Annotated in this window: 18 protein-coding genes and 1 tRNA gene; 5 read left to right on the forward strand and 14 right to left on the reverse strand. The window is 73.3% G+C overall.

Annotated elements, in window-relative coordinates:
• Positions 1–2 precede the first annotated feature (2 nt).
• From OCU29_RS15270 to OCU29_RS15330, 13 genes are all read right to left on the reverse strand, one after another.
• On the reverse strand, positions 3–881 hold the full coding sequence (locus OCU29_RS15270) for a serine/threonine-protein kinase (RefSeq protein ID WP_261820584.1): 879 nt from the start codon (positions 879–881) through the stop codon (positions 3–5).
• Positions 878–1,204 carry a hypothetical protein gene (locus OCU29_RS15275; RefSeq protein ID WP_261820585.1) on the reverse strand — a complete coding sequence of 109 codons (327 nt, stop codon included), beginning with the start codon at positions 1,202–1,204 and terminating at the stop codon, positions 878–880. The genes OCU29_RS15270 and OCU29_RS15275 overlap by 4 nt, the downstream gene beginning before the upstream one ends.
• A gap of 118 nt (positions 1,205–1,322) precedes the next feature.
• Complete coding sequence (locus OCU29_RS15280; protein ID WP_179616858.1) at positions 1,323–2,261, reverse strand: lysophospholipid acyltransferase family protein; 939 nt, start codon at positions 2,259–2,261, stop codon at positions 1,323–1,325.
• Between the two features lie 10 nt (positions 2,262–2,271).
• Positions 2,272–3,855: a nickel-dependent lactate racemase gene (locus OCU29_RS15285; RefSeq protein WP_261820586.1), complete on the reverse strand. Its 1,584-nt coding sequence runs from the start codon at positions 3,853–3,855 to the stop codon at positions 2,272–2,274.
• Positions 3,856–3,865: 10 nt separating this feature from the next.
• Positions 3,866–5,068 carry a zinc-binding dehydrogenase gene (locus OCU29_RS15290; protein WP_261820587.1) on the reverse strand — a complete coding sequence of 401 codons (1,203 nt, stop codon included), beginning with the start codon at positions 5,066–5,068 and terminating at the stop codon, positions 3,866–3,868.
• Entirely contained in the window at positions 5,065–7,398 is a 2,334-nt protein-coding gene (locus OCU29_RS15295) for an HAD-IB family hydrolase (RefSeq protein ID WP_261820588.1), read from the reverse strand. The genes OCU29_RS15290 and OCU29_RS15295 overlap by 4 nt, the downstream gene beginning before the upstream one ends.
• A 75-nt stretch (positions 7,399–7,473) precedes the next feature.
• Complete coding sequence (locus tag OCU29_RS15300) at positions 7,474–7,944, reverse strand: hypothetical protein (RefSeq protein WP_261820589.1); 471 nt, start codon at positions 7,942–7,944, stop codon at positions 7,474–7,476.
• Positions 7,941–9,320 carry a DUF4331 domain-containing protein gene (locus OCU29_RS15305; protein ID WP_179616861.1) on the reverse strand — a complete coding sequence of 460 codons (1,380 nt, stop codon included), beginning with the start codon at positions 9,318–9,320 and terminating at the stop codon, positions 7,941–7,943. Before OCU29_RS15305 ends, OCU29_RS15300 begins: the two co-directional genes overlap by 4 nt.
• Position 9,321: 1 nt before the next feature.
• Complete coding sequence (locus tag OCU29_RS15310) at positions 9,322–9,576, reverse strand: hypothetical protein (RefSeq protein WP_179616862.1); 255 nt, start codon at positions 9,574–9,576, stop codon at positions 9,322–9,324.
• Between the two features lie 112 nt (positions 9,577–9,688).
• A tRNA-Val gene (locus tag OCU29_RS15315) sits at positions 9,689–9,760 on the reverse strand.
• Between the two features lie 209 nt (positions 9,761–9,969).
• Entirely contained in the window at positions 9,970–10,455 is a 486-nt protein-coding gene (locus OCU29_RS15320) for a peroxiredoxin (protein WP_261820590.1), read from the reverse strand.
• The gene (locus OCU29_RS15325) at positions 10,452–12,077 is read right to left on the reverse strand and encodes an AMP-binding protein (RefSeq protein WP_261820591.1); all 1,626 of its coding nucleotides are present in this window, start codon (positions 12,075–12,077) and stop codon (positions 10,452–10,454) included. The genes OCU29_RS15320 and OCU29_RS15325 overlap by 4 nt, the downstream gene beginning before the upstream one ends.
• A gap of 79 nt (positions 12,078–12,156) precedes the next feature.
• Positions 12,157–12,597 carry a DUF3052 domain-containing protein gene (locus OCU29_RS15330; protein WP_179616865.1) on the reverse strand — a complete coding sequence of 147 codons (441 nt, stop codon included), beginning with the start codon at positions 12,595–12,597 and terminating at the stop codon, positions 12,157–12,159.
• 332 nt (positions 12,598–12,929) lie between these two features.
• Here OCU29_RS15330 and aceE point away from each other — a divergent pair, with 332 nt between their 5' ends.
• A complete protein-coding gene (gene aceE / locus OCU29_RS15335) occupies positions 12,930–15,668 on the forward strand; it encodes a pyruvate dehydrogenase (acetyl-transferring), homodimeric type (protein ID WP_261820610.1) in 2,739 nt (912 codons plus the stop codon).
• Between the two features lie 83 nt (positions 15,669–15,751).
• Here the strand turns inward: aceE and OCU29_RS15340 are convergent, their stop codons facing one another.
• Entirely contained in the window at positions 15,752–16,723 is a 972-nt protein-coding gene (locus tag OCU29_RS15340; protein WP_261820592.1) for an alpha/beta fold hydrolase, read from the reverse strand.
• A gap of 171 nt (positions 16,724–16,894) precedes the next feature.
• Between OCU29_RS15340 and OCU29_RS15345 the strand changes: the two genes are divergently transcribed.
• From OCU29_RS15345 to OCU29_RS15360, 4 genes are all read left to right on the forward strand, one after another.
• Positions 16,895–18,088: a CdaR family transcriptional regulator gene (locus tag OCU29_RS15345; RefSeq protein ID WP_261820593.1), complete on the forward strand. Its 1,194-nt coding sequence runs from the start codon at positions 16,895–16,897 to the stop codon at positions 18,086–18,088.
• 138 nt (positions 18,089–18,226) lie between these two features.
• A complete protein-coding gene (locus OCU29_RS15350; protein WP_261820594.1) occupies positions 18,227–19,411 on the forward strand; it encodes an acyltransferase domain-containing protein in 1,185 nt (394 codons plus the stop codon).
• A complete protein-coding gene (locus tag OCU29_RS15355; RefSeq protein WP_179616868.1) occupies positions 19,411–20,424 on the forward strand; it encodes a beta-ketoacyl-ACP synthase III in 1,014 nt (337 codons plus the stop codon). Before OCU29_RS15350 ends, OCU29_RS15355 begins: the two co-directional genes overlap by 1 nt.
• An 88-nt stretch (positions 20,425–20,512) precedes the next feature.
• Positions 20,513–20,758, forward strand: coding sequence for an acyl carrier protein (locus OCU29_RS15360; RefSeq protein ID WP_179616869.1), 246 nt, complete (start codon positions 20,513–20,515; stop codon positions 20,756–20,758).
• Positions 20,759–20,763: the final 5 nt, after the last annotated feature.

Consider the following 20,763-nt stretch of genomic DNA (forward strand, 5'->3'; position numbering starts at 1 on the left):
GCTCAGGCCCGCCAACCGGTGAGCCGCGGGGCCGGCAGCCGGGCCAGGACCGGCTCGCACGCCTGGGCCACCTCGTGCGGGAGCGGGCGGTCCTCCGGTCGCTTCTCCAGCCCGGCCAGCACGACCTTCTCCACCTCGGTGGGCACCCGCGGCGGCAGCGGCCGGGGCGCCTGCACCAGCTGCGGGTGCCGTTCCTCCGGGGTCGCGCCGTGCCGGTCGGGGCGGTCGAAGGGCAGGTGGCCGGCCACCGCCTCGAACAGGGTGACGCACAGCCCCCAGACGTCGCTGGCGTGCCCGGGACCCTCGCCCCGCGAGGGGTCGGCCTGCTCCGGCGACAGGTGGTCGTCGGTCCCGATCACCGCGGTGAGGGCGCGCGCCTGGTCCACCGGCCGGGCCACCGACAGGTCGATGAGCCGCGCCGGGGCGCCCATGATGATGTTGCTGGGCTTGATGTCCAGGTGCGTCCACCCGACGTGGCGCAGGTAGTGCAGCGCCGAGGCGACCTCGATGGCCAGTGGCAGGTACTGCTGCTCGGTGAGACGACCGTGGCGGCGCAGCAGCGTGGAGAGCCTGGGGCCGTCGAGGTGCTCGAGCACGAGGTGCGGGCGTGGCCCCTCCTCCTCGTGCCGCAGTCCGCGCACGACGACCGGGTGGTTGACCGCCGCGAGGGCCTGCGCCTCACGGCGCAGGCCTCGCAGCGCCGAGGCGTCGTCGACCCGGCCGGGCCGCACCACCTTGACCACGACCGGTGCGTAGGTCACCTCGTCGAACGCCAGGTAGGCCTCGTACGTCGACCCGCCACCGAGCAGGCGCACCGCGGTCAGCTCGGGGGTGATCTGGTCGCCGGGGTGGAGGTCCCAGGTGGGTGCGTCCTGGCTCACCGGTGCACACCCGTGGAGCGCGAGGTCGTCGCGTCGGTGCTGTCCTCCAGGCTGTCCTGGCTGCTGGTGGCATCGTTGCTCGTCCCGGTGCCGGTGCCGGTGCTGGTCCCGGTGCTGGTGTTCGTGTGGTCGCGGTGGCGGTCGCGGGTGTCCTCGTCGTCATCGTCGTCGACCGTGGTGACGACGGCCGTGCCGTCGTCGTCGCGCTTCCACGGCTCGGCGTCGACCGAGGTCGAGGCGGCGGGGAGGGCGAGCACACCGGCGCCCACGGCCCCGGCGACACCAGCGACCCCGACGACTGCCAGGGTGGCGATCTTCTTCATGGTGGTTCCTCTCGTCGATGGCCCCAGGGGCCCGTTCGCTGACGAGGGAACTCAACCGCTCCCGGGTGAGCCCACCATGAGGCCGCGATGAGATCGCTCTCACGATCCGGGCCGGACCTCAGCGGCGCCACACGCGACGTCGCGGCCCGGTGACGGGCTCGACCGAGGGGGACTCGGTCTGGGCCCAGACCCGGCGCCAGGTGGCGGCGTCCGGCCCGCCGGGGTCGGGGGTGGTGCCGGCTGCCCGGCGGCGCTGCGCCTCCCACCAGGTGCTGCGGTCCTCGTCGAGCAGCGCCGCGACGGCGTCGCGCACCCGGGGGGCGAACTCGCGCACCGACTCCCCCTCGGCGGCGCGCAGCGGCTCGCCGAAGCGCACCGTGAGCTGGCGGCGCCCGCCGGCGTCGCGGCCGGGCCAGCCCACCCCCCGCGGCATCGCCGCGAAGGTCCCCCGGTGGGCCACCGGCACGATCGGCACGTCGTGGGTGTGGGACAGGTAGGCCGCGCCCATCCGGAAGGTGTGCATCCACCCGTCGCCCGAGCGCGTGCCCTCGGGGAAGACCACCAGGCTCCATCCGTCGGCGAGCACCTCGCCGGGCGTCGCCGAGATCGACCCGCCGCGACGGTCGATGGGGAAGGTGTTGAAGACCAGCGAGGAGCCCACCGCGCGCCACCAGGTGTCGAAGAAGTAGTCGGCGGCCGCCGCCACCGCGGTGCGCCGGCGCCACTCGTCGGGCAGCGAGAGCAGCAGCAGCGGGGTGTCGAGGTGCGAGGCGTGGTTGGCCACGAAGATCACCGGTCCCCGGGTGCGCTCCAGCACGTCGAGGCCCTCGACCCGGGTGCGCACCTGGGAGCGGAAGACCGGCTCGAGGGCGAGCTTCTGGGCGACCTCGCGCGCGGCGATCGCGGGTCGCCGCCGTGCCCAGGCCGAGTCGGCGACCTGCGAGCGCGCCGGCTCGACGTACACCTCGGCCGAGCGCGGCACCTGCGAGCGCCGACCCCAGCGCCAGCCGCGCGCGGTGCGCCGCACGTCGTCGACGCCCTCGCTCCAGAAGCCCACGACCGCCCCCTCAGACCCGCACGTCGGCGAGCAGGTGCGGCGGGTTGTGGAGGTAGGTGATCGACGGGCTGGTGCCGACCGTGCCCGAGGCCATCTCGAGGGCGTCGGCCAGCGTCGAGGCGGCCCGGAAGCCCAGCCTGGCTGCCGCGCGCCGGTCGCCGCCGACCCAGATCACGTCACCCACGTGGTCCATCGCGTGCGCCGCCCAGTACCACATGTAGAAGGGGTGCACCCCGTGGTAGGCGTGCGAGGTGCGGTAGAGGTGGCGGTACCACGGGTCCTCGGCGAACTGCTGCTCGTACTTCTCACCGATCTCGGCCGGGTCGGTGGTCTCGGCGAGCACCTCCTCGTAGAAGTCGACGTACGACGGGTGGTGCAGCTGGTGGAAGCCCTCGTCGAGCGGGTGGTAGAGGATCACCGCTCCCCCGCGCCGCACGACCGGGTGCCCGCGGTAGGAGTTGAAGTAGTAGCCCAGCCCCATGCAGGTGGCCAGGACCGGGTTCATCGAGCTGTTGACGTTGTAGGGCCCCAGGTAGGGCACCCCCATCACCAGCACGTCGGAGACGCCCTGCACCTCGACCAGCTGCTGGCGGTGCACCCGCGCCAGGGTCTGCTCGTGCACGGCCTCGACCTCGCCGGCCGCGATGCCGGTCAGCCCGTACGGCGCCCTCAGGTCGTGGAAGAGCCGGTGGCGCATCCGTTGCGGGGCCAGCGCCAGCCCGCGCCGCACCGCGAGCATCGAGGCCTGGTCGCGCACCGACCACTCCCACTCGCGCTTCATCAGGAACTCGTAGGGACGGGGGAAGACGTCGTTGTTGAGCGTGGTCTCGACCTGGAAGACCGGCACCGTGTCCTTGATGACGCGCCCGATGCGCCACGCCGACTGGTGCATCGCGGAGCGCTCGTGGTCCATGAACGAGCGCGAGTGCACCATCGTGTGGGCGTTGTGGTGGTGGCGCAGGCTCTTGTACGACGCCAGCCCGATGCCCACCGACTTGTGGCCGCCGTCCATGGCGACGAGGTTGACGTTGACGTAGACGAGCAGGTCGGACTCGGCGGCCCGCCTGCTGATCTCGACGTCCTCGCCGAGCTCGGTGGTGCCGAGGTGGCTCAGCGCGTCGCGGTCCTCGGCGTCGAAGTTGTAGAGCCGGCCCTGGGGGTGGAAGGAGCGGAAGACCCGCTCGCCGACGATGTGCTCGAGCTCGGCCGGGGTCATCCTCCGGTGCAGCGCGTTGGCGGCGATGATCTCGACGTCGTCGACACCGGCCTCGGCGGCCATGGTCAGCACCTGCTCGATGACGCGCTGGCGGATGTCGGGGCGGCGCATCGTGGGCAGCGGCAGCGACAGGTCGTCGAAGGCGATGGTCAGCCGCATCCCGGCGAAGAGCCGCTCGGGCAGCGGGTCGCTGTCGACGGGGTGCAGCAGCGCCTCGCGCACCGCGCCCTCGACGTCGGCGACGCCGGGCAGCGACTCGGGTGGGTAGATCACCCGGGTCCCGAGCGGGAAGTCCTCGAGGCGGAAGCCCAGCCCCTCGTGGACCACCAGCGGCGGGGTGCGGTCGTCGACCTCGAGCACGAAGCCTGGTCGGGTCACGGGGACCTCCTCATGCGGTTCTCCTGGGGTCGAGTGCCACCTTCACCGTGCCGAGGCGACCGGTCGAGTGGGCGTGGTCCAGCGCCTCGCGCCAGCGGTGCAGCGGGTAGGTCGCCACCGTGTCGGCGACCGGGCCGAGCGCCTCGTGGCCGCCGAGGGCGAGCGCCCTCTCGAAGGCGCTGCGCCCCCCGGGCTCGCGGTGCGCCGAGGCGTAGGTGCCGACGACCTCCAGCTCGCGGAACCAGGCGGCCGACAGGTCGGCGGGCTGGGGCATGCCCGAGAGCACGACGCGCCCGCCGGCCCGGGTCGCCTGCAGCGACGTCTCCAGCGACTGCTTGGAGCCGACCGCGTCGACGGCGACGTCGACCCCGCCGAGCAGGTACGCCGAGGACAGGGTGGGCCGCAGCGCGAACGCGCCGGTGGCGCGGCGGACGCGGCGCAGCACCTCGCGCGGCGCCACCACGTCGGTGGCCCCCAGGGCCAGGGCCAGCTCGCGCTGGTGGGCGTGCTTGGCGACCACCACGATCTCGGCGGCCGGGGTCAGCTCGCGCAGGGCGAGGGTGGCGAGCAGGCCGACGGCCCCGGCCCCGCTGACCAGGACCCGGTCGCCCTCGACGACGCCGGCGCGCAGCGCGGTGTGCACCGCGCAGGCCAGCGGCTCGACGAGCAGCGCGCGGGTGTCGGACCACGCCTCGGGCACGGCGTGCAGCTGGCTGCGGTGCGCCGCGAGCTGCTGGCCCCAGCCGCCGCCGGTGTCGTGGCAGAACCCGGTCTGCAGGCCGGCGGAGAGGTCGCCGACGGTGATCCGCGAGCACCTGTTCGTGGCTCCCGCGGCGCAGCCCTCGCAGGGCTCGAGGCCGCGGGCGGCGCACGCGAGCACCGGGTCCAGCACGACCCGGGTGCCGGCCGGCAGGTCGTCGCAGTCGTCGAGCAGGTCGGCGACCACCTCGTGGCCCGGCACGAACGGCAGCGACACGACCGCGGAGAAGTAGAGGCTGGTGCGCCCCGAGAGCATCGAGAGGTCGGAGCCGCAGATGCCGCTGAGGCGGGTGCGCAGCCGGGCCCAGCCCGGGCGGCGCACGACCGGCGGCTCGGTCGTCACCAGCCGCAGCGGCGCCGCGAAGCCCGAGAGCACGCCCGGCACGCGCGAGCCCACCGCCCGGCCCGCGACCGTGCGCGGCACCGAGCGGAACATCTCCAGGGCCAGCATCATCGGCGCGACCCCGCGGGGTTGAGGCTCCGGCCGGCGGTGGCCGGGCTGGCCCAGTCGACGATGGTCCAGTGGTGCCGGCGCGCGTGGCGGTAGAGCGGCACGTCGGGGCGCACCGCCACCGGGTGGCCGGCGGCGGCCAGCAGCGGCAGGTCGGAGTGGGAGTCGGCGTAGGCGTAGGAGCGGGCGAGGTCGACGTCGTGGCGGGCCGCCCAGTCGCGCATGAACGCGGCGCGGGACTCCCCCACCAGCGGCGACCCGGCCAGGTGCCCGGTGCACACGCCGTCGGCGTCGGTGGCCAGCTCGGCGGCCTCCACGTGGTCGAAGAGCGGCGCCAGCGGACGGGTCAGCGGCCGGACCGCTCCGGTGATCAGCACCGTGCGGTGCCCGGCGCGCCGGTGCTCGCGCACCCGTCGTACGGCGGCCGGGGCCAGGCGCGAGAGCACGTGGTCGCCGAGCAGCTCGTCGGCCACCGCCTCGAGGTCGGCGAGCCGGGCCCCCTCGTAGTCGCGGTAGACCGCGCGCAGGAACGCGCTGCGCTCGCGGCGCTCGGCCCGCACCAGCGCGGGCACCCGCGACGCCACCCGCACCAGCTCGGCGAAGCGACCGGCGCCGTCGAGCTCCTGCAGGCGCAGCCACAGGAAGGTCTCGATGACGTTGGAGGAGAGCAGGGTGCCGTCCATGTCGAAGAAGGCCGCCACCCGCGCGGGGTCGGCCGCCTCGCGGCCCCCGACCTCGGGCAGCCGGGCCCCGCCGGCGCTGCGCCCCCGGGCCGCCCCCTGGCGGCGGGCGCGCAGCTCGTCGAGGCGCCGCACCGGCGCGGTCACGGCCGGGCAGTGCACCTCGCGCAGGTAGGTGTGCCAGTCGACGGCGGCGGTGTCGAAGGCGAAGGTGCGCTGGTCCTCGGCCGAGAGCCGGCCGCGCAGGGCCGAGGTCCGGTCGTCGGAGAAGCGCAGCTCCGCCTGGGCGTACTCCTGGTAGAGCGTCAGGTAGCGGCGCAGGAAGTCGAGGCGGCGCCCGCGCCGGTCGAGCTCGCGGGCCACCGAGCGGGTGCGGTCGCTGCGCGGGGCGTGGCCCACGACGTAGTCGGCGACCTTGAAGGCCCGCTCGCTGGTGGTCAGGAGTCGGTCGACCGAGGCCGCCCCGGGGAAGCGCCAGTCGGGCAGCCGGGCCGCCCCGCGGTCACCGACCTCGAAGGGGTGCTCGTCGAAGTAGGCGCGCACGTGGGCGTAGAGCTCGCTGAAGGTCAGCGGGTTGCGGTCGCCCGAGCAGACGTGCAGGTACGCCGCCTCCCCCGGCTCCGGCGGGTGCGCGAGCGCCGCCACGATCGCGGAGACCACGTGGTCGACCGGCACGATGTCGACGATCGTGTCGGCAGCGGCCGGGAACTCCGGCAGCTCGCCGCGCCCGTAGGCCAGGATCAGCGGCTCGGCCATCTTGAAGCCCTCGATCCACCCCGGGTGGGGGCGCTCCAGCGCCGACTCGATGATGCTGGGGCGCAGCACCGTGACCCGGTGACCGGCGCGGGCGTGGGCCTCGACCACCCGCTCGCCCAGCGCCTTGGTGAAGGTGTAGCAGTCGGTCCAGCCCAGGCTGCGCGCCCGCTCGGTCCCGACCCGCACCAGCTCGGCGCCCACCCACTCGCGCCGGGCCTGCTCGCTGGCGGTGGCAGCGGTCAGCAGCCCGGCCCGGGAGTGGGCCTTCTCGGCCCGCTTGCGCGCCTCCTCCAGCACGTCGGCGCTGCGGCTGCGGTGCTCGGTCTCGCGGCGCTGGGCCAGGCCCCATGCCAGCTCGGCCTCCAGGTCGACGTCGTGCTCGACCGGCGCCTCCGGCACGTGGCCGCGGCGCCGCCCGGCGACGTACGCCGTCGAGACGTGCAGGTAGTGCACCTCGCGCCCGCCCTCGCGCCCGGCGGCCGCCACGCGCTCCAGCAGGTCGCGGGTGCCCACGACGTTGGTGGCGAACGCCTCGTCGACCGGTGGGTCGAAGCTGACGTCGCCGGCGCAGTGCACGACGGCATCGAGGTCCCCGGGCAGGTCGGGCACGTCGACGAGGTCGCCCTCCACCACGTGGACCCGCGCCGCGAGCAGCGCGTCGACGTCGCCGGCGGCCTCGACCGCTGCGGCGAAGACCGGCTTCTCCAGCATCCGGGCGACCCGTGCGGTGCCGCTGGTCGACCCCTTGGGCCGCACCAGCACGCTGACCCGCACGCCGGGCACCTCCTCGAGGAGCAGGTGCAGCAGGGCCTCGCCGACGAAGCCGGTGACCCCGGTGAGCAGGACGTGGCTGCCCGCCAGCCTCTCGGCGACCGACCCGGACGGTGCCTGCTCCATGCGTCCTCCCTCGCCCGCCACGACGCGGGCTCCCGCGCAGCACCGTACCCAGGTACGGCGCTGCGCGGGAGGGGCTCAGGCCGGCCAGGTGGCCCAGGTGACCTCGCCGCCGCGCACCACAACGTCGAGTGCGACGTCGTCGGTGCCGGGGTGGAAGAGCCGGTAGGCGCCCTCGGCGAGGTCGGGGAAGACCACCGACGGCAGGTCGCCGGCGGGGGTCCGCCGGGGCACCACCGCGACGTGGCGACGGTGCGCGTGGTGCCCGTCCCCGTGGTCGTGCCCGTGGTCGTGGTCGTGCCCGTGGTCGTGCCCCTCGTGCTGGTGGTGGCGGTCGCGACCGTCCGCGGGGTCGATCTCGACCTCGTGGCCGACCAGCGCTGCGGGCATGTCGACGACGAGGGCCCCCACGCCGCCCCCGATGTCGAGCAGCACCGATCCCTGGCCGGCCCAGGGGTTCTCGTCGAGGTTGGCCTGCAGGTGGTCCGGCAGGCTGGTCCCCTGGGTCCCCCCGGAGCCGCTCCCCGGGACGGTCGCGACCCCGGTCACGACGCCTGCGTCGTGCCGGGCTCGGTCTGGTACCCGCCACCAGGCAGACCGAGGTAGGGGAACTCGCCCAGCAGCGGCGAGTTGGTGTACTCCGAGCCGTCCTCGACCGCGGCGGCGGCGTCGTCGGGGGTGAAGGAGGGGTCGACGAGCGGGATGGTCAGGCCGGCGACGGCGCGGATCTCGATCGTGGTGACGTTGTCCTCCAGGCGGCGGCCGTTGGGGAAGCCGGCCGGGTCGCCGCCCACGAGCCCCAGCGGGTTGGGATCGTCGCTGGGCGGGATGGCGACGTTGAGGCGCAGCATGTCCGAGGGCACCGGGCCGGTGTAGTTCTGGAAGCCGGGCACGACCCCCTCGGGGATGCCGGTGAGCAGGATCGCGTGCAGGTCGGCGCGCTGCTTGTCGTAGGCCGCGAGGTTCGGGAACACGCCCGGGTAGAGCACCGGCAGCAGGCCGGCGAGCTCGGGCTTGTAGACGAACTTCTGGTACTTGCTGTCGCCCGAGGGCTCGCGGCTGTTCCAGAGGTCCTTCTCGGCCATCGGCACCACGACCTCGTTGAACAGCGGGTTGCCCAGGCGCGAGACCTGGCGCCACTTGCCGAAGTCGCGGTAGGTGCCGGTCTTCTTGTTGAAGACCCGCGACGTGCGGCGGCTGGCGGTGGCCCACACGCCGATGGTCGACGTGGCCGACATCGGGTCCGAGGGCGTCGAGCCGTCGCGGGTGAGCTCGTCGATCGGCACCTCGATGGCGATCGTGTGCACGTTGAAGGACTGCACCGAGTTGATGCCGTCCATGGCACCCATCGGGATCAGGTGCGCCTCGTTGAAGGGACGCAGCGCGCCGAGGTCGAAGATGCTGCCCAGGTCGACCCAGAACGCGTCGGCGCGCTGGCCGGCGAAGACCTTGCGCCCGCGGGGCAGCTGGTGCACCGCCTGGCCGGCGAGCTTGGCGTAGTCGGGGGTCGAGCGCTTGCCGACGTTGACGGGCGGGCAGGGCAGGTTGCTGCCCAGGGTCGTGGTGTCGTTGCCCTTGACCCGCTTGACCGAGTAGCTCTGCGGCCGGTTCCAGGTCTCGTCGTCGATGTCGGAGATCGGGCCGGTGTTGTAGAGGAACGTGCGGTTGTTGCGCACCTTCGTCTTGAACTTGAACTGGTAGCTGATGTCGGCCTGGGCGGTGCCCTTGTTCGAGACGTGGATCTCGTAGAGCACGTCGTCGCCGAACTCGAAGAAGTTCGGTCCGGAGTCGGGCTTCTGCAGCGGGATGAAGTTGGCGATCAGCACGACGTTGCCCGGGTTGGCCGGGCTGCGGAAGGCGTAGACGTCCGTGCTGTCGGCGACGGGGTCCTTGGAGATCTCGGGGGCTTCGCGGTGGGAGGACATCTCACTTGCCTCCCATGGCGGCCAGCAGGCGGGTGACGAGGTCGCGGTCGCGCACGACCACCTCGTCCTCGCCGATCATGAGGGTCACCCGGTCGGAGCGGTGGTCCTCGACGTAGGCGACGAGCGGCTCCTGCGCGCTGATCGTGCGGGGGCGGGCGGCGGCCGAGGCGGCGCCCCCGCCCATGAGTGCTGCTGCTCCGACCGCGGCGCCGGCTCCTGCCACCGCGATCACGTTTCTCCTGCTGGTCTCACTCATCCGGGTGCCCTCCACGGGTCTGCGGGTCCCGCCCCTGGTGAGGCGGGTCACAGGTGCTTCGGTGCCCTCACCCGAGCGGATGGGACCGGAGGCGAAGAACTTTCGACCGGAGTGGGCGCAGAGGGGATCGAACCCCCGACCACCTCGTTGTAAGCGAGGTGCTCTACCGCTGAGCTATACGCCCCGGGCCCACGCGCAGCGGACCGGCGGGCGGGCCACAGACTAGACGCTCGCGCACGCGGGTCGGAAATGAGTCGAACCGCTGGCGTCTCGGGTCACCAGCGGTTCGACACCGACAACGGTACGTGCTGCTCCCGGCGAGCGTGAGGGCTCTCGGCCATTCCGTGCGGATTTTGCCCGGCCCGGTCCAGACCAGGCCGGGACCGGGCCGGCTCAGGCCAGCGCGGTGAGCTGGCGCAGGTGCTCGTCGAGGTCGCGCCCCTTGGGGTTGGCGTTGTGCACCGCCCAGCGCACCAGCCCCTGCTTGTCCACGACGTACGACGAGCGGCGCGGGGCGCCCACGGCCTCGTCGAGGACGTCGTAGGCGCGCGAGACCTCGCCGTGCGGCCAGAAGTCCGAGAGCAGCGGGAAGTTCAGGCCGTCGGCGTCGGCGAAGGCGCGCAGCGCGAACATCGGGTCGCAGGAGATCGCCAGGACCTCGGTGTCGAAGGTCATGAACTCGGCCAGCCGGTCGCGCACGCCGGCCATCTCGCTGGTGCACACGCCCGAGAAGGCGTAGGGGTAGAAGAGGATCGCGACCGCCTTGACGCCCCGGTAGGACGACAGCGTGACGTCCTGGCCGAACTGGTCGCGCAGGGTGAAGTCGGGGGCGGGTCCGCCCAGCGTGAGCCCGCGGCGCTCGAGGTCGTGCTGGCTCACGCGTCCTCGCCCCGCAGCTCGCGCTTGAGCGCCTTGCCGGTGGCGTTGCGGGGCAGCTCGTCGAGGAAGACGACCTCCCGGGGCACCTTGTAGCGCGCGAGGTGCTGCTTGACCCAGCCCTTGACGGCGTCCTCGTCGAGGGAGGCCCCGTCGCGGCGCACGACGAAGGCCCGCAGCCGCTGGCCGTAGTCGTCGTCGTCGACGCCGACGGCCGCGACCTCGGCGACGTCGTCGTGGCGGGCGATGCAGTTCTCGACCTCCTGGGGGAAGACGTTCTCGCCGCCCGAGACGATCATGTCGTCGTCGCGGCCCTCGACGTAGAGCCGGCCGTCGTGGCCGATGCGCCCCACGTCGCCGGTCGACATCAACCCGTCGACGACCTCCTTGGAGCCGCCGCCGGTGTAGCCCTCGAAGAGCAGGCCGTTGCCGACGAAGATCCGTCCGGGCTCACCCGGGGCCACCTCGACCCCTCGGTCGTCGAGCACCTTGACCACCGTGGCGTACGGCGGCCGGCCGGCCGTCGAGGGCGCCTCGCGCAGGTCCTGCGGACCGGCGACGGCGGCGTAGGCGACCTCGGTCGAGCCGTAGGTCGAGTACAGGTTGTCGCCGAAGCGGTCCATCCAGGTCACCGCCAGGTCGCCGGGCAGCGCGGACCCGGAGGAGGCGACCACCTCGACGTGGGACAGGTCGTGGGCGCCCAGCACCTCCTCGGGCAGCGCCAGGATGCGCTGGAGCATCACGGGGATCACCACGACGCTCTCGCAGCGCTCCCCCACGATCGTGCGCAGCGCCTCCTCGGGGTCGAAGCGGCGGCGCAGCACCAGGGTCGTGCCCAGCAGCATGGCCAGCGCCATGTGGGCGAAGCCCCAGGTGTGGAAGAGCGGCGCTGCGACGTAGCAGCGCCAGCCGCGTCGCAGCGGCATGGTCGAGAGCAGCGAGACGGCGGCGTCGATGCCGGCCTCGCTGCGCGGCGCGGCCTTGGGCGTGCCGGTGGTGCCCGAGGTGAGGATGACGGTGCGTCCGTGGCGCACGGGCACCTCGAGGTCGCCGGTGCCGTGGACGGCGACGAGCCGCTCCACGGTGGCGGTGCCCTCGGCCAGCTCGCGCTCGTCGTCGACCCAGGCCACCACCCGGTCGGCCACGTCGGCCTCGGCGAGCAGGCCGGTGAACTCCTGGTCGTGCACGACCACGACGGGCCGCTCGCGCCCCAGCACCTCGACCAGCTGGGGGCCGGCGAAGGCGGTGTTGAGGTAGAGGGCGTCGGCGCCGAGCTTGGCGACCGCGCAGGTGACGTCGACGAAGAAGCGGTGGTTGCGGCACATCACCGCCACCGCGTCGCCCTCGCCGACCCCGCGCTCGCGCAGGGCCCGGGCCAGGGCGTTGGACCGGGAGTGCACCTGGGCCCAGGTGAGCTCGCCGAGCTCGTCGACGAGGCCGACGTCGTCGGGGGCGCGCACCGCCAGGGAGGCGAAGCCGCCGGCCGGGCCGGTGCCCCAGTCCTTGACCACCCTGGCCAGCCGTGCCAGCACGACCGGCGAGTAGGGCCGCAGCACCCCTGCGCGGGCCAGCACGCGCAGGCTGGTGCCGGCGGCACCCGCACCGGTGAGCAGCTTCGAGATCACGTGACGTCCGATCTGCCGGGGCCGCGCCCGGCGACCCGTCGACGGGGCACCGGGCGGGACCGAGGTGTCCGGGCCTGGGTCAGGCCGGGGTCTTGGGGGTGACCAGGCGCGTGGCGGCCCAGTCCTTGCTGACCGTGGCCGTGGTGGTCTGCGCCAGGCCGGCGATGGGCGCCGCCTCGGCCACGTCGGCGGGGTCGACCGAGCCGGGCCGCCCGATGCGGGGGGTCAGCAGCCAGATGGCGCCGCCGCCCACGAGGTCGGTGAGCGCGTCGACCAGGGAGTCGACCAGGTCGCCGTCGTCGTCGCGGTACCAGAGGACCACCGCGTCGACCACGTTGCCGTAGTCACCGTCGACCATGTCGGCGTCGATGGCGTCCTCGATCGCCACCCGCAGCGTGTCGTCGGTGTCGTTGTCCCACCCGAGCTCCTGGACCACCATCCCCTTGGCGAGCCCGAGGCGCTCGGCCGGACCTGTCGGGGTGCCTGTCTGGGTGGACCCGCCACCCGCGGTCGAGCTCAACTGAGACCTCCACGTCGTCGCACCCGCGGCACTGCACCGCAGGGTCGTGCGGACAGTCCAGCGGGTTTGGGCGGGCGGCGCAACCTCCCGCGCGGGGGTCGAGCCCCTCCGACGGCCGTCCTGCCGGGCCCGTCCCGGGCGCCGGGCGTGCTCGACCAGGGGGTCACGACCGCCTGTCAGGACATCGGTGACCGGATACAGGACATACCGACGGGTAGATTTCGGATCCTCCGCGTGCGTGCCACGATGGACGAGTGACCGACGACTCATCCTCTGTGACAGGCACTCCCGCGGACAGCACCCCCGTCCCGCGCAGCACCGCCAAGACCTCGGTGATCCACGAGGGCCTGCCGACCCAGCTGCCCGACATCGACCCGGACGAGACCCAGGACTGGATCGACTCCTTCGACTCGATGCTCGCCGAGCGCGGGCGCGACCGCGCGCGGTACGTGATGCTGCGGCTGCTCGAGCGGGCCCGCGAGACCCAGGTCGGCGTCCCGGCCCTGCGCAGCACCGACTACATCAACACGATCCCGCCGGAGCGCGAGCCGTGGTTCCCCGGCGACGAGGACGTCGAGCGCCGCATCCGCGCCTTCATCCGCTGGAACGCCGCGGTGATGGTCTCGAGCGCCAACCGCAAGGGCCTCGAGGTCGGCGGCCACATCGCCACCTACCAGTCCTCCGCGAGCCTCTACGAGGTCGGCTTCAACCACTTCTTCCAGGGCAAGGACGCCCCCGGCGGCGGCGACCAGGTCTACATCCAGGGCCACGGCTCCCCCGGCGTCTACGCCCGCGCCTTCCTCGAGGGCCGCCTCGACGAGCAGCAGCTCTACCGGTTCCGCCAGGAGGTCCAGCACGGCACCGGTGCCGGTCTGCCCTCCTACCCCCACCCGCGCCTGATGCCGGAGTTCTGGGAGTTCCCCACGGTCTCCATGGGCCTGACCGGCATCAACTCCATCTACCAGGCGCGCTTCAACCGCTACCTGCACAACCGCGGGATCAAGGACACCGACCAGCAGCACGTGTGGGCCTTCCTCGGCGACGGCGAGATGGCCGAGCCCGAGTCGCTGGGCGCCATCGGCGTCGCGGCCCGCGAGGAGCTCGACAACCTGACCTGGGTCATCAACTGCAACCTCCAGCAGCTCGACGGCCCGGTGCGCGGCAACGGCAAGATCATCCAGGAGCTGGAGTCGACCTTCCGCGGCGCCGGCTGGAACGTCATCAAGGTCGTGTGGGGCCGCGAGTGGGACGACCTGCTGGCCCGCGACGTCGACGGCGTCCTGGTCAACAAGATGAACACCACCCCCGACGGTGCGTTCCAGACCTACTCGGTCGAGGACGGCGCCTACGTGCGCGACAGCTTCTTCGGCGGCGACCCGCGGCTGCGCAAGATGGTCGAGCACATGAGCGACCGCCAGATCCAGAAGCTGCCGCGCGGCGGCCACGACTACCGCAAGGTCTACGCGGCCTTCGACGCCGCCAAGAAGCACGTCGGGCAGCCGACGGTGATCCTGGCCAAGACCGTCAAGGGCTGGACGATCGACGCCCTCGAGGGCAAGAACGCCACCCACCAGATGAAGAAGCTGACGCAGGACGACGTCAAGAAGTTCCGCGACCGCCTCTACCTGCCGATCTCCGACCGCGACCTCGAGCGCTCCTACGAGGAGACCGGCGCCGCGCCGTTCTTCCACCCGGGCGCCGACTCCCCCGAGATCGAGTACATGATGGAGCGCCGCACGTCGCTCGGCGGCGCCGTGCCGCGCCGGGTCAACCGGGCCAAGGCGCTCAAGCTGCCCGGCGACAAGGTCTACTCCGAGCTCAAGCAGGGCTCGGGCAAGAACTCCATCGCGACCACCATGGCGGTCGTGCGGCTGCTGCGCGACTGGATGAAGGACCCCGAGATCGGCCAGCGCATCGTGCCGATCGCGCCTGACGAGTACCGCACCTTCGGCATGGACGCGATGTTCCCCTCGGCGAAGGTCTACAACCCGCAGGGCCAGCTCTACGAGTCGGTCGACCGCAAGCTGCTGCTCTCCTACAAGGAGTCCCAGCAGGGCCAGATGCTGCACGAGGGGATCTCGGAGGCGGGCGCGATGGCCTCGGCCACCGCCGCGGGCTCGGCGTACACCACGCACGGCGAGCACATGATCCCGTTCTACATCTTCTACTCGATGTTCGGCTTCCAGCGCACCGGTGACTCGATCTGGGCGATGGCCGACCAGCTGGCGCGCGGCTTCCTCATCGGCGCGACCGCCGGTCGCACCACGCTGACCGGCGAGGGCCTGCAGCACGCCGACGGCCACTCCCCGCTGCTGGCGGCGACGAACCCCGCGGTCGTGCACTACGACCCGGCGTTCGCCTACGAGATCGGGCACATCATGCGCTCGGGCCTCGAGCGGATGTACGGCACCAGCGAGGAGCACCCCGAGGGCGAGAACGTCATCTTCTACCTCACCGTCTACAACGAGCCGGTGCACCAGCCCAAGGAGCCCGACGACGTCGACGTCGAGGGCATCCTCAAGGGCGTGCACAAGGTCTCGACGGCCCAGGGCGACGGGCCGCGCGTGCAGCTGCTCACCTCCGGCGTGGGCTTCCCCTGGGTCGAGAAGGCGCGGGTGCTGCTCGCCGAGGAGTGGGGCGTGCAGGCCGACACCTGGTCGGTCACCTCGTGGAACGAGCTGGCCCGCGACGCAGTGGCCGCCGAGGAGCACAACCTCCTCAACCCCACCGCCGAGCCCCGGACCCCGTTCGTGACCACCAGGCTCGCCGGTCACGACGGGCCCTTCGTGGCCGTCAGCGACTACATGACCGCGGTGCCGATGCAGATCGCGCGCTGGGTCCCCGGCGACTACTGCGTGCTGGGCGCCGACGGCTTCGGCTTCGCCGACACCCGGCCCGCGGCCCGTCGCTTCTTCCACATCGACGCCGAGTCGGTCGTGGTGCGCTCGCTGCAGGCGCTCGCCGACGCGGGCGAGATCGACCCGGGCCTGGTGGCCAAGGCGTTCGAGAAGTACCGCATCGACGACCCCACCGCGGTGAGCGGCGTCAAGCAGGAGGGCGGCGACGCCTGAGCGTCGTCCACCCGGCGTGACAGCAGCGGCCCCGAGGCGATGCCTCGGGGCCGCTGGTGCGTCCGGTCCGTCCCGGGGTCCGCTCAGGCGCCGGCGTCGCCGGCCACCGCCGTGAGCGGCACCACCGGGGCGACGTCCCCGGTCGGGTCCGCCGGCCCGTTCTCCAGCAGCCGGCGCCACCGGGCCCGCGAGTAGGTCGCCGGCCGGGTGCTGCGCACGAACTCGTGCACGATCTGCACGAAGCGCTCGGGGTGGTCCTTGTGCGGGAAGTGGCCGCTGTGCGGGATGACCTCGATGCGTGCCCCGGGCGCCAGCGCCGCGGCCCGGTTCGCGTGCCGCACGGGGATGACGTGGTCGTCGCGCCCCCACACCACGCACATCGGCATCGCCTCGGTGAGGTAGGCCCGGTCGGCCATGGTGACGATCTGGCCCTTCCAGTCGACCACCGCACGCACCACGTGCCGGATGGCGGCCCGGGCCCGGGGGTCCTTGAACGAGTCGTAGATGTCGGCGACCTCGGCGAGGTCGCGGGTGACGGCGGTGGGCAGCGCGGCCAGCCCGCGCAGGCCGGCGGCGCCCACGTGGCGCACACCCGGGAGCGTCAGCACGCCCATCACCTGGTGGAACCCGGGGGTGGTGATCGCGCGGATGCCCGGGGTGACCTCGGGGCCCAGCCCGCCGGAGGCGACCAGGATCATCCGCTCGGTGCGCTCGGGGAACTGGTAGGCGAACTGCATCGCGACGCCGCCGCCGAAGCTGTGGCCGACCACGGTGACCTTGTCGATGCCGAGCACCGTCAGCAGGTCGCGCACCCCGTTGGCGTAGCCGCCCACGCTGTAGTCGGCGCGCGGCTTGTCCGAGAGCCCGTGGCCCAGCAGGTCGGGGGCGATGACGGTGTAGCGGCGCGCCAGGCCGTCGATGACCGACGACCAGGTGGTGTGGTCGCAGCCCAGACCGTGCAGCAGCAGCAGGGCCGGGCCCTCGCCGGCCTTGACGAAGGCGCGACGGTGGCCGTGGATGGTGACGTGCTGGACGTGATGACGGCTCGGGGGCACCGTTCCTCCTGTCGTGGGGCCGCAGACGACCGCTGGCCGGGGGTCGGGCCGCTGCGACATCTGGACACCATGTCGCACTTTCCCCTTGCACGTAAGGCTTTCACCCCTTCGCGCCACGAAACTTGACCCGGCCGCGACGGGCGGCGGCGGACCGCGGACTAGCCTGCAGGGGTGGTCGATCCCGCCCCCGCGTCGCGCACCCGCGCCGCCCAGACCCTGCTGCGCTCCACGGGGGCGCTGAGCACGGCGGCCACGGGGCGCATGGAGACCTCCCTGCCCTGGTTCCGCGACCTGGCCGCCGAGCACCGCTCCTGGGTGGGGCTGATCGTGCAGGCCGGCGTGCGGCACTTCGTCGGCTGGTACGCCGAGGACGGCGACAGCGCACCGTCGGGCGAGGGCGCGCTGGCCTCCTCGGTCTTCGGCGCCGCCCCGCGCGCCCTCGCGGGGGTGATCAGCCTCCAGCAGACCGTCGACCTGGTCCGCCTGTCCATCGACGTCATCGAGGCCAACGTCGACTCGCTCCTCGACCCCGACGACGCCGCCGAGGTGCACGCGGCGGTACTGCGCTACGCGCGTGAGGTCGCCTTCGCGACCGCCGAGGTCTACGCCCGCGCCGCGGAGTCGCGCGGTGCGTGGGACGCGCGGCTCGAGGCGCTGGTCGTCGACGCGGTGCTGCGCGCCGAGGCCGACGAGACGATCGCCTCGCGCGCCAGCGCGCTGGGCTGGCGCGGACGCGGGCAGGTGGTGGTCGTGCTCGGCGACGCCCCTGCTCGACGGACCGAGACCGACCTCTTCGAGGAGGCGCGGCGCGTGGCCCACGCAGCCGGGATGGACGCCCTGGGCGCGGTCCAGGGCGACCGCCTCGTGCTGCTGCTGGGCGGCGTGACCGACCCCCGTGCGGCCGCGCGGCGCGTCATCGAGGTGTTCGGCGAGGGCCCGGTCGTCGTGGGCCCGGTGGCCGACGGCCTGGCCGAGGCGCACCTGTCGGCACGCGCAGCCGTCTCGGCCCAGCGCGTCGCGGTCGGCTGGCCCGGTGCGCCGCGACCGGTGCGCACCGACGAGCTGCTGCCCGAGCGGGCCCTGGGCGGCGACGGCCACGCCCGTCGGCACCTGGTCGACGAGGTCTACGTGCCCCTGCTGCGCTCGCGCGGCACCCTCACCGACACCCTGACCGCCTACTTCGAGGCCGGCACCTCGATCGAGGCCACCGCCCGGGCCCTCTTCGTGCACGCCAACACGGTGCGCTACCGCCTGCGCCAGGTCACCGACCTCGTGGGGCTCGACCCCACCCAGCCGCGCGACGCCTTCACCCTCCAGATCGCCCTGGTGCTGGGCCGCCAGTCCGGCCGCTCCGCCACCGACTGAGCCCGCACACCCCCGGCATACCCCCGCCCGTACCGGGCGCCGATCGGCGCCTTTTGTAGGGACCCGACAACGAATCACCCCCCAAAATCGTCCGTGGCGCTCGTGAGTCGTAGGAGGTGCTGCGGCACAGTAGTGCTCGTGCTCGTCATCGTCGCTCCCGGTCAGGGAGCCCAGACCCCCGGTTTCCTCACCCCCTGGCTGGAGGACCCCGCCTTCGCACGGCGCTTCGAGTGGCTCTCGACCGTCGCCGGCCTCGACCTGGTGCACTACGGCACCGAGGCCGACGCCGACGCGATCCGCGCCACCGAGGTCGCCCAGCCGCTGCTCGTGGCCACCGGCCTGGTCGCCGCGCTCGAGCTGTTCCCCCACCCCAGCGACGCCTTCGAGCGAATCGGCGCCGTGGCCGGCCACAGCGTCGGCGAGATCGGCGCCGCCGCGGGCGCCCGGGTCATCACCGCCGAGCAGGCGATGGTGCTGGTGCGCGAGCGCGGGCGCGCCATGGCCAGCGCGGCGGCCGCCACCCCGACGGGGATGACGGCCGTGCTGGGCGGTGAGCGCGAGGAGGTGCTCGCCGCCATCGAGGCCCAGGGCCTGACCCCCGCCAACGACAACGGTCCGGGGCAGGTCGTGGCCGCCGGCACCATGGAGCAGCTCGCGGCCCTCAAGGACGCACCTCCCGCCAAGGCGCGGCTGGTGCCGCTCTCGGTGGCCGGCGCCTTCCACACCCACCACATGGCCCCGGCCGTGGAGCACCTCGGCGCCCTGGCCCGTTCGGTCTCGACGCACGACCCGCGCACCCGGGTCATCTCCAACCGCGACGGCCAGGTCGTCCACGACGGCCGCGAGGTCCTGCGTCGGCTGGTCGGCCAGATCGCCCACCCGGTCCGCTGGGACCTGTGCCTGGAGACGATGGAGGACCTCGGCGTCACCGGCATCCTCGAGATGCCCCCCGCCGGCACCCTGACCGGCATCGCCAAGCGCGCCCTCAAGGGCGTCGAGACCTTCGCGCTCAAGACCCCCGACCAGCTCGACGACGCGCGTGCCTTCGTCGACAAGCACGGGGAGTCGGCCGGTCTCGACCTCACCCCGACCTGGCGGGTCGTCGTCTCCCCCGCCAAGGGCACCTTCCACCGCGACGAGACCGCCGGCGCCAGCTCGGTGCTCAGCGCCGGCGCAGCCGTCGGCGACGTCGCCAGCTCCCGCGACCGGGTCTCGATCACCGCCGCCCACGGCGGCCAGGTCGTCGAGTGGCTCGTCGAGGACGGAGACCTCGTCTCCCCCGGCCAGCCCCTGCTGCGCCTGCACCCCGAGGGAGCCGCCTGATGGCCGCCGGGAGCACCACGCTGAACACCTCGGTCGGCGCACCGCACGCCCGCCTGCTCGGCCTCGGCGCCTACCGGCCCTCGCGGGTCGTCCCCAACTCCGAGATCGTCGAGAAGATCGACTCCAGCGACGAGTGGATCCGCCAGCGCTCGGGCATCGAGGAGCGCCGCTGGGCCACCGACGACGAGTCGCTGCGGATGATGTCGGTCGCCGCCGCCCGCCAGGCCCTCGAGCGCTCCGGTGTCGACCCGCGCCAGATCGACTGCGTCGTGGTCGCCACGGTCAGCCACTTCATGCAGACCCCGGCCCTGGCCACCCTGGTCGCCCACGACCTCGGCACCGACCAGGCCGCGGCGTTCGACGTCTCGGCCGCCTGCGCCGGCTTCTGCCACGGCATCGCCCTGGCCTCCGACATGGTCCGCGGCGGCAGCGCGCGCCACGTGCTGGTCGTGGGCGCCGAGCGCCTCTCCGAGCAGACCGACCCGACCGACCGGGGTACCGCCTTCATCTTCGCCGACGGCGCCGGGGCGGCCGTGGTCGGGCCCGGCGACGAGCCCGGCATCGGGCCGGTCGTGTGGGGCTCCGACGGCGAGCAGTACGACCTGATCCGCTCGCGCGACGACTGGCGCGACGTGCTCAGCGCCGAGTCGCCCCGGATGCCGCACCTGGTGATGCAGGGCAACGCGGTCTTCCGCTGGGCCTCCTTCCAGATGGCCAAGACCGGGCTGCAGGCCCTCGACCGCGCCGGCATCGGCGTCGAGGACCTCGACTGCTTCGTGCCCCACCAGGCCAACAACCGCATCACCGACGCGATGGCCCGGGCCATGAAGCTGCCCGAGTCGGTGGCCGTCGCCCGCGACATCATCCACCAGGGCAACACCTCGGCGGCCTCGATCCCGCTCGCCCTCGACCGGATGGTCTCCGAGGGCCAGGCCCGCTCGGGCGACACCGCGCTGCTCATCGCCTTCGGCGCCGGGCTCGCGTACGCCGCGCAGGTCGTCGTCCTGCCCTGACCCACCCCGGACCGACCTCGTACCCACCCTCAGCACCACCCAGCACCACGACCGCAGCACCCAACGAGAAACAGGAGACAGCCAGCACATGGCCACCACCGAAGAGATCCGCACCGACCTCGCCGAGATCGTCAACGAGGTCGCCGGCGTCGACACCGACGACGTCCAGCTCGACAAGTCCTTCGTGGACGACCTCGACGTCGACTCCCTGTCCATGGTCGAGGTCGTCGTGGCCGCCGAGGAGAAGTTCGGCGTCTCGATCCCCGACGACGAGGTCAAGAACCTCAAGACCGTGGGCGACGCCGTCGCCTACATCGAGCGCGCCCAGGCCTGAGCAGG

The sequence above is a fragment of the Nocardioides sp. OK12 genome (assembly GCF_024341885.1).
Taxonomy (GTDB): Bacteria; Actinomycetota; Actinomycetes; order Propionibacteriales; family Nocardioidaceae; genus Nocardioides; species Nocardioides marinisabuli.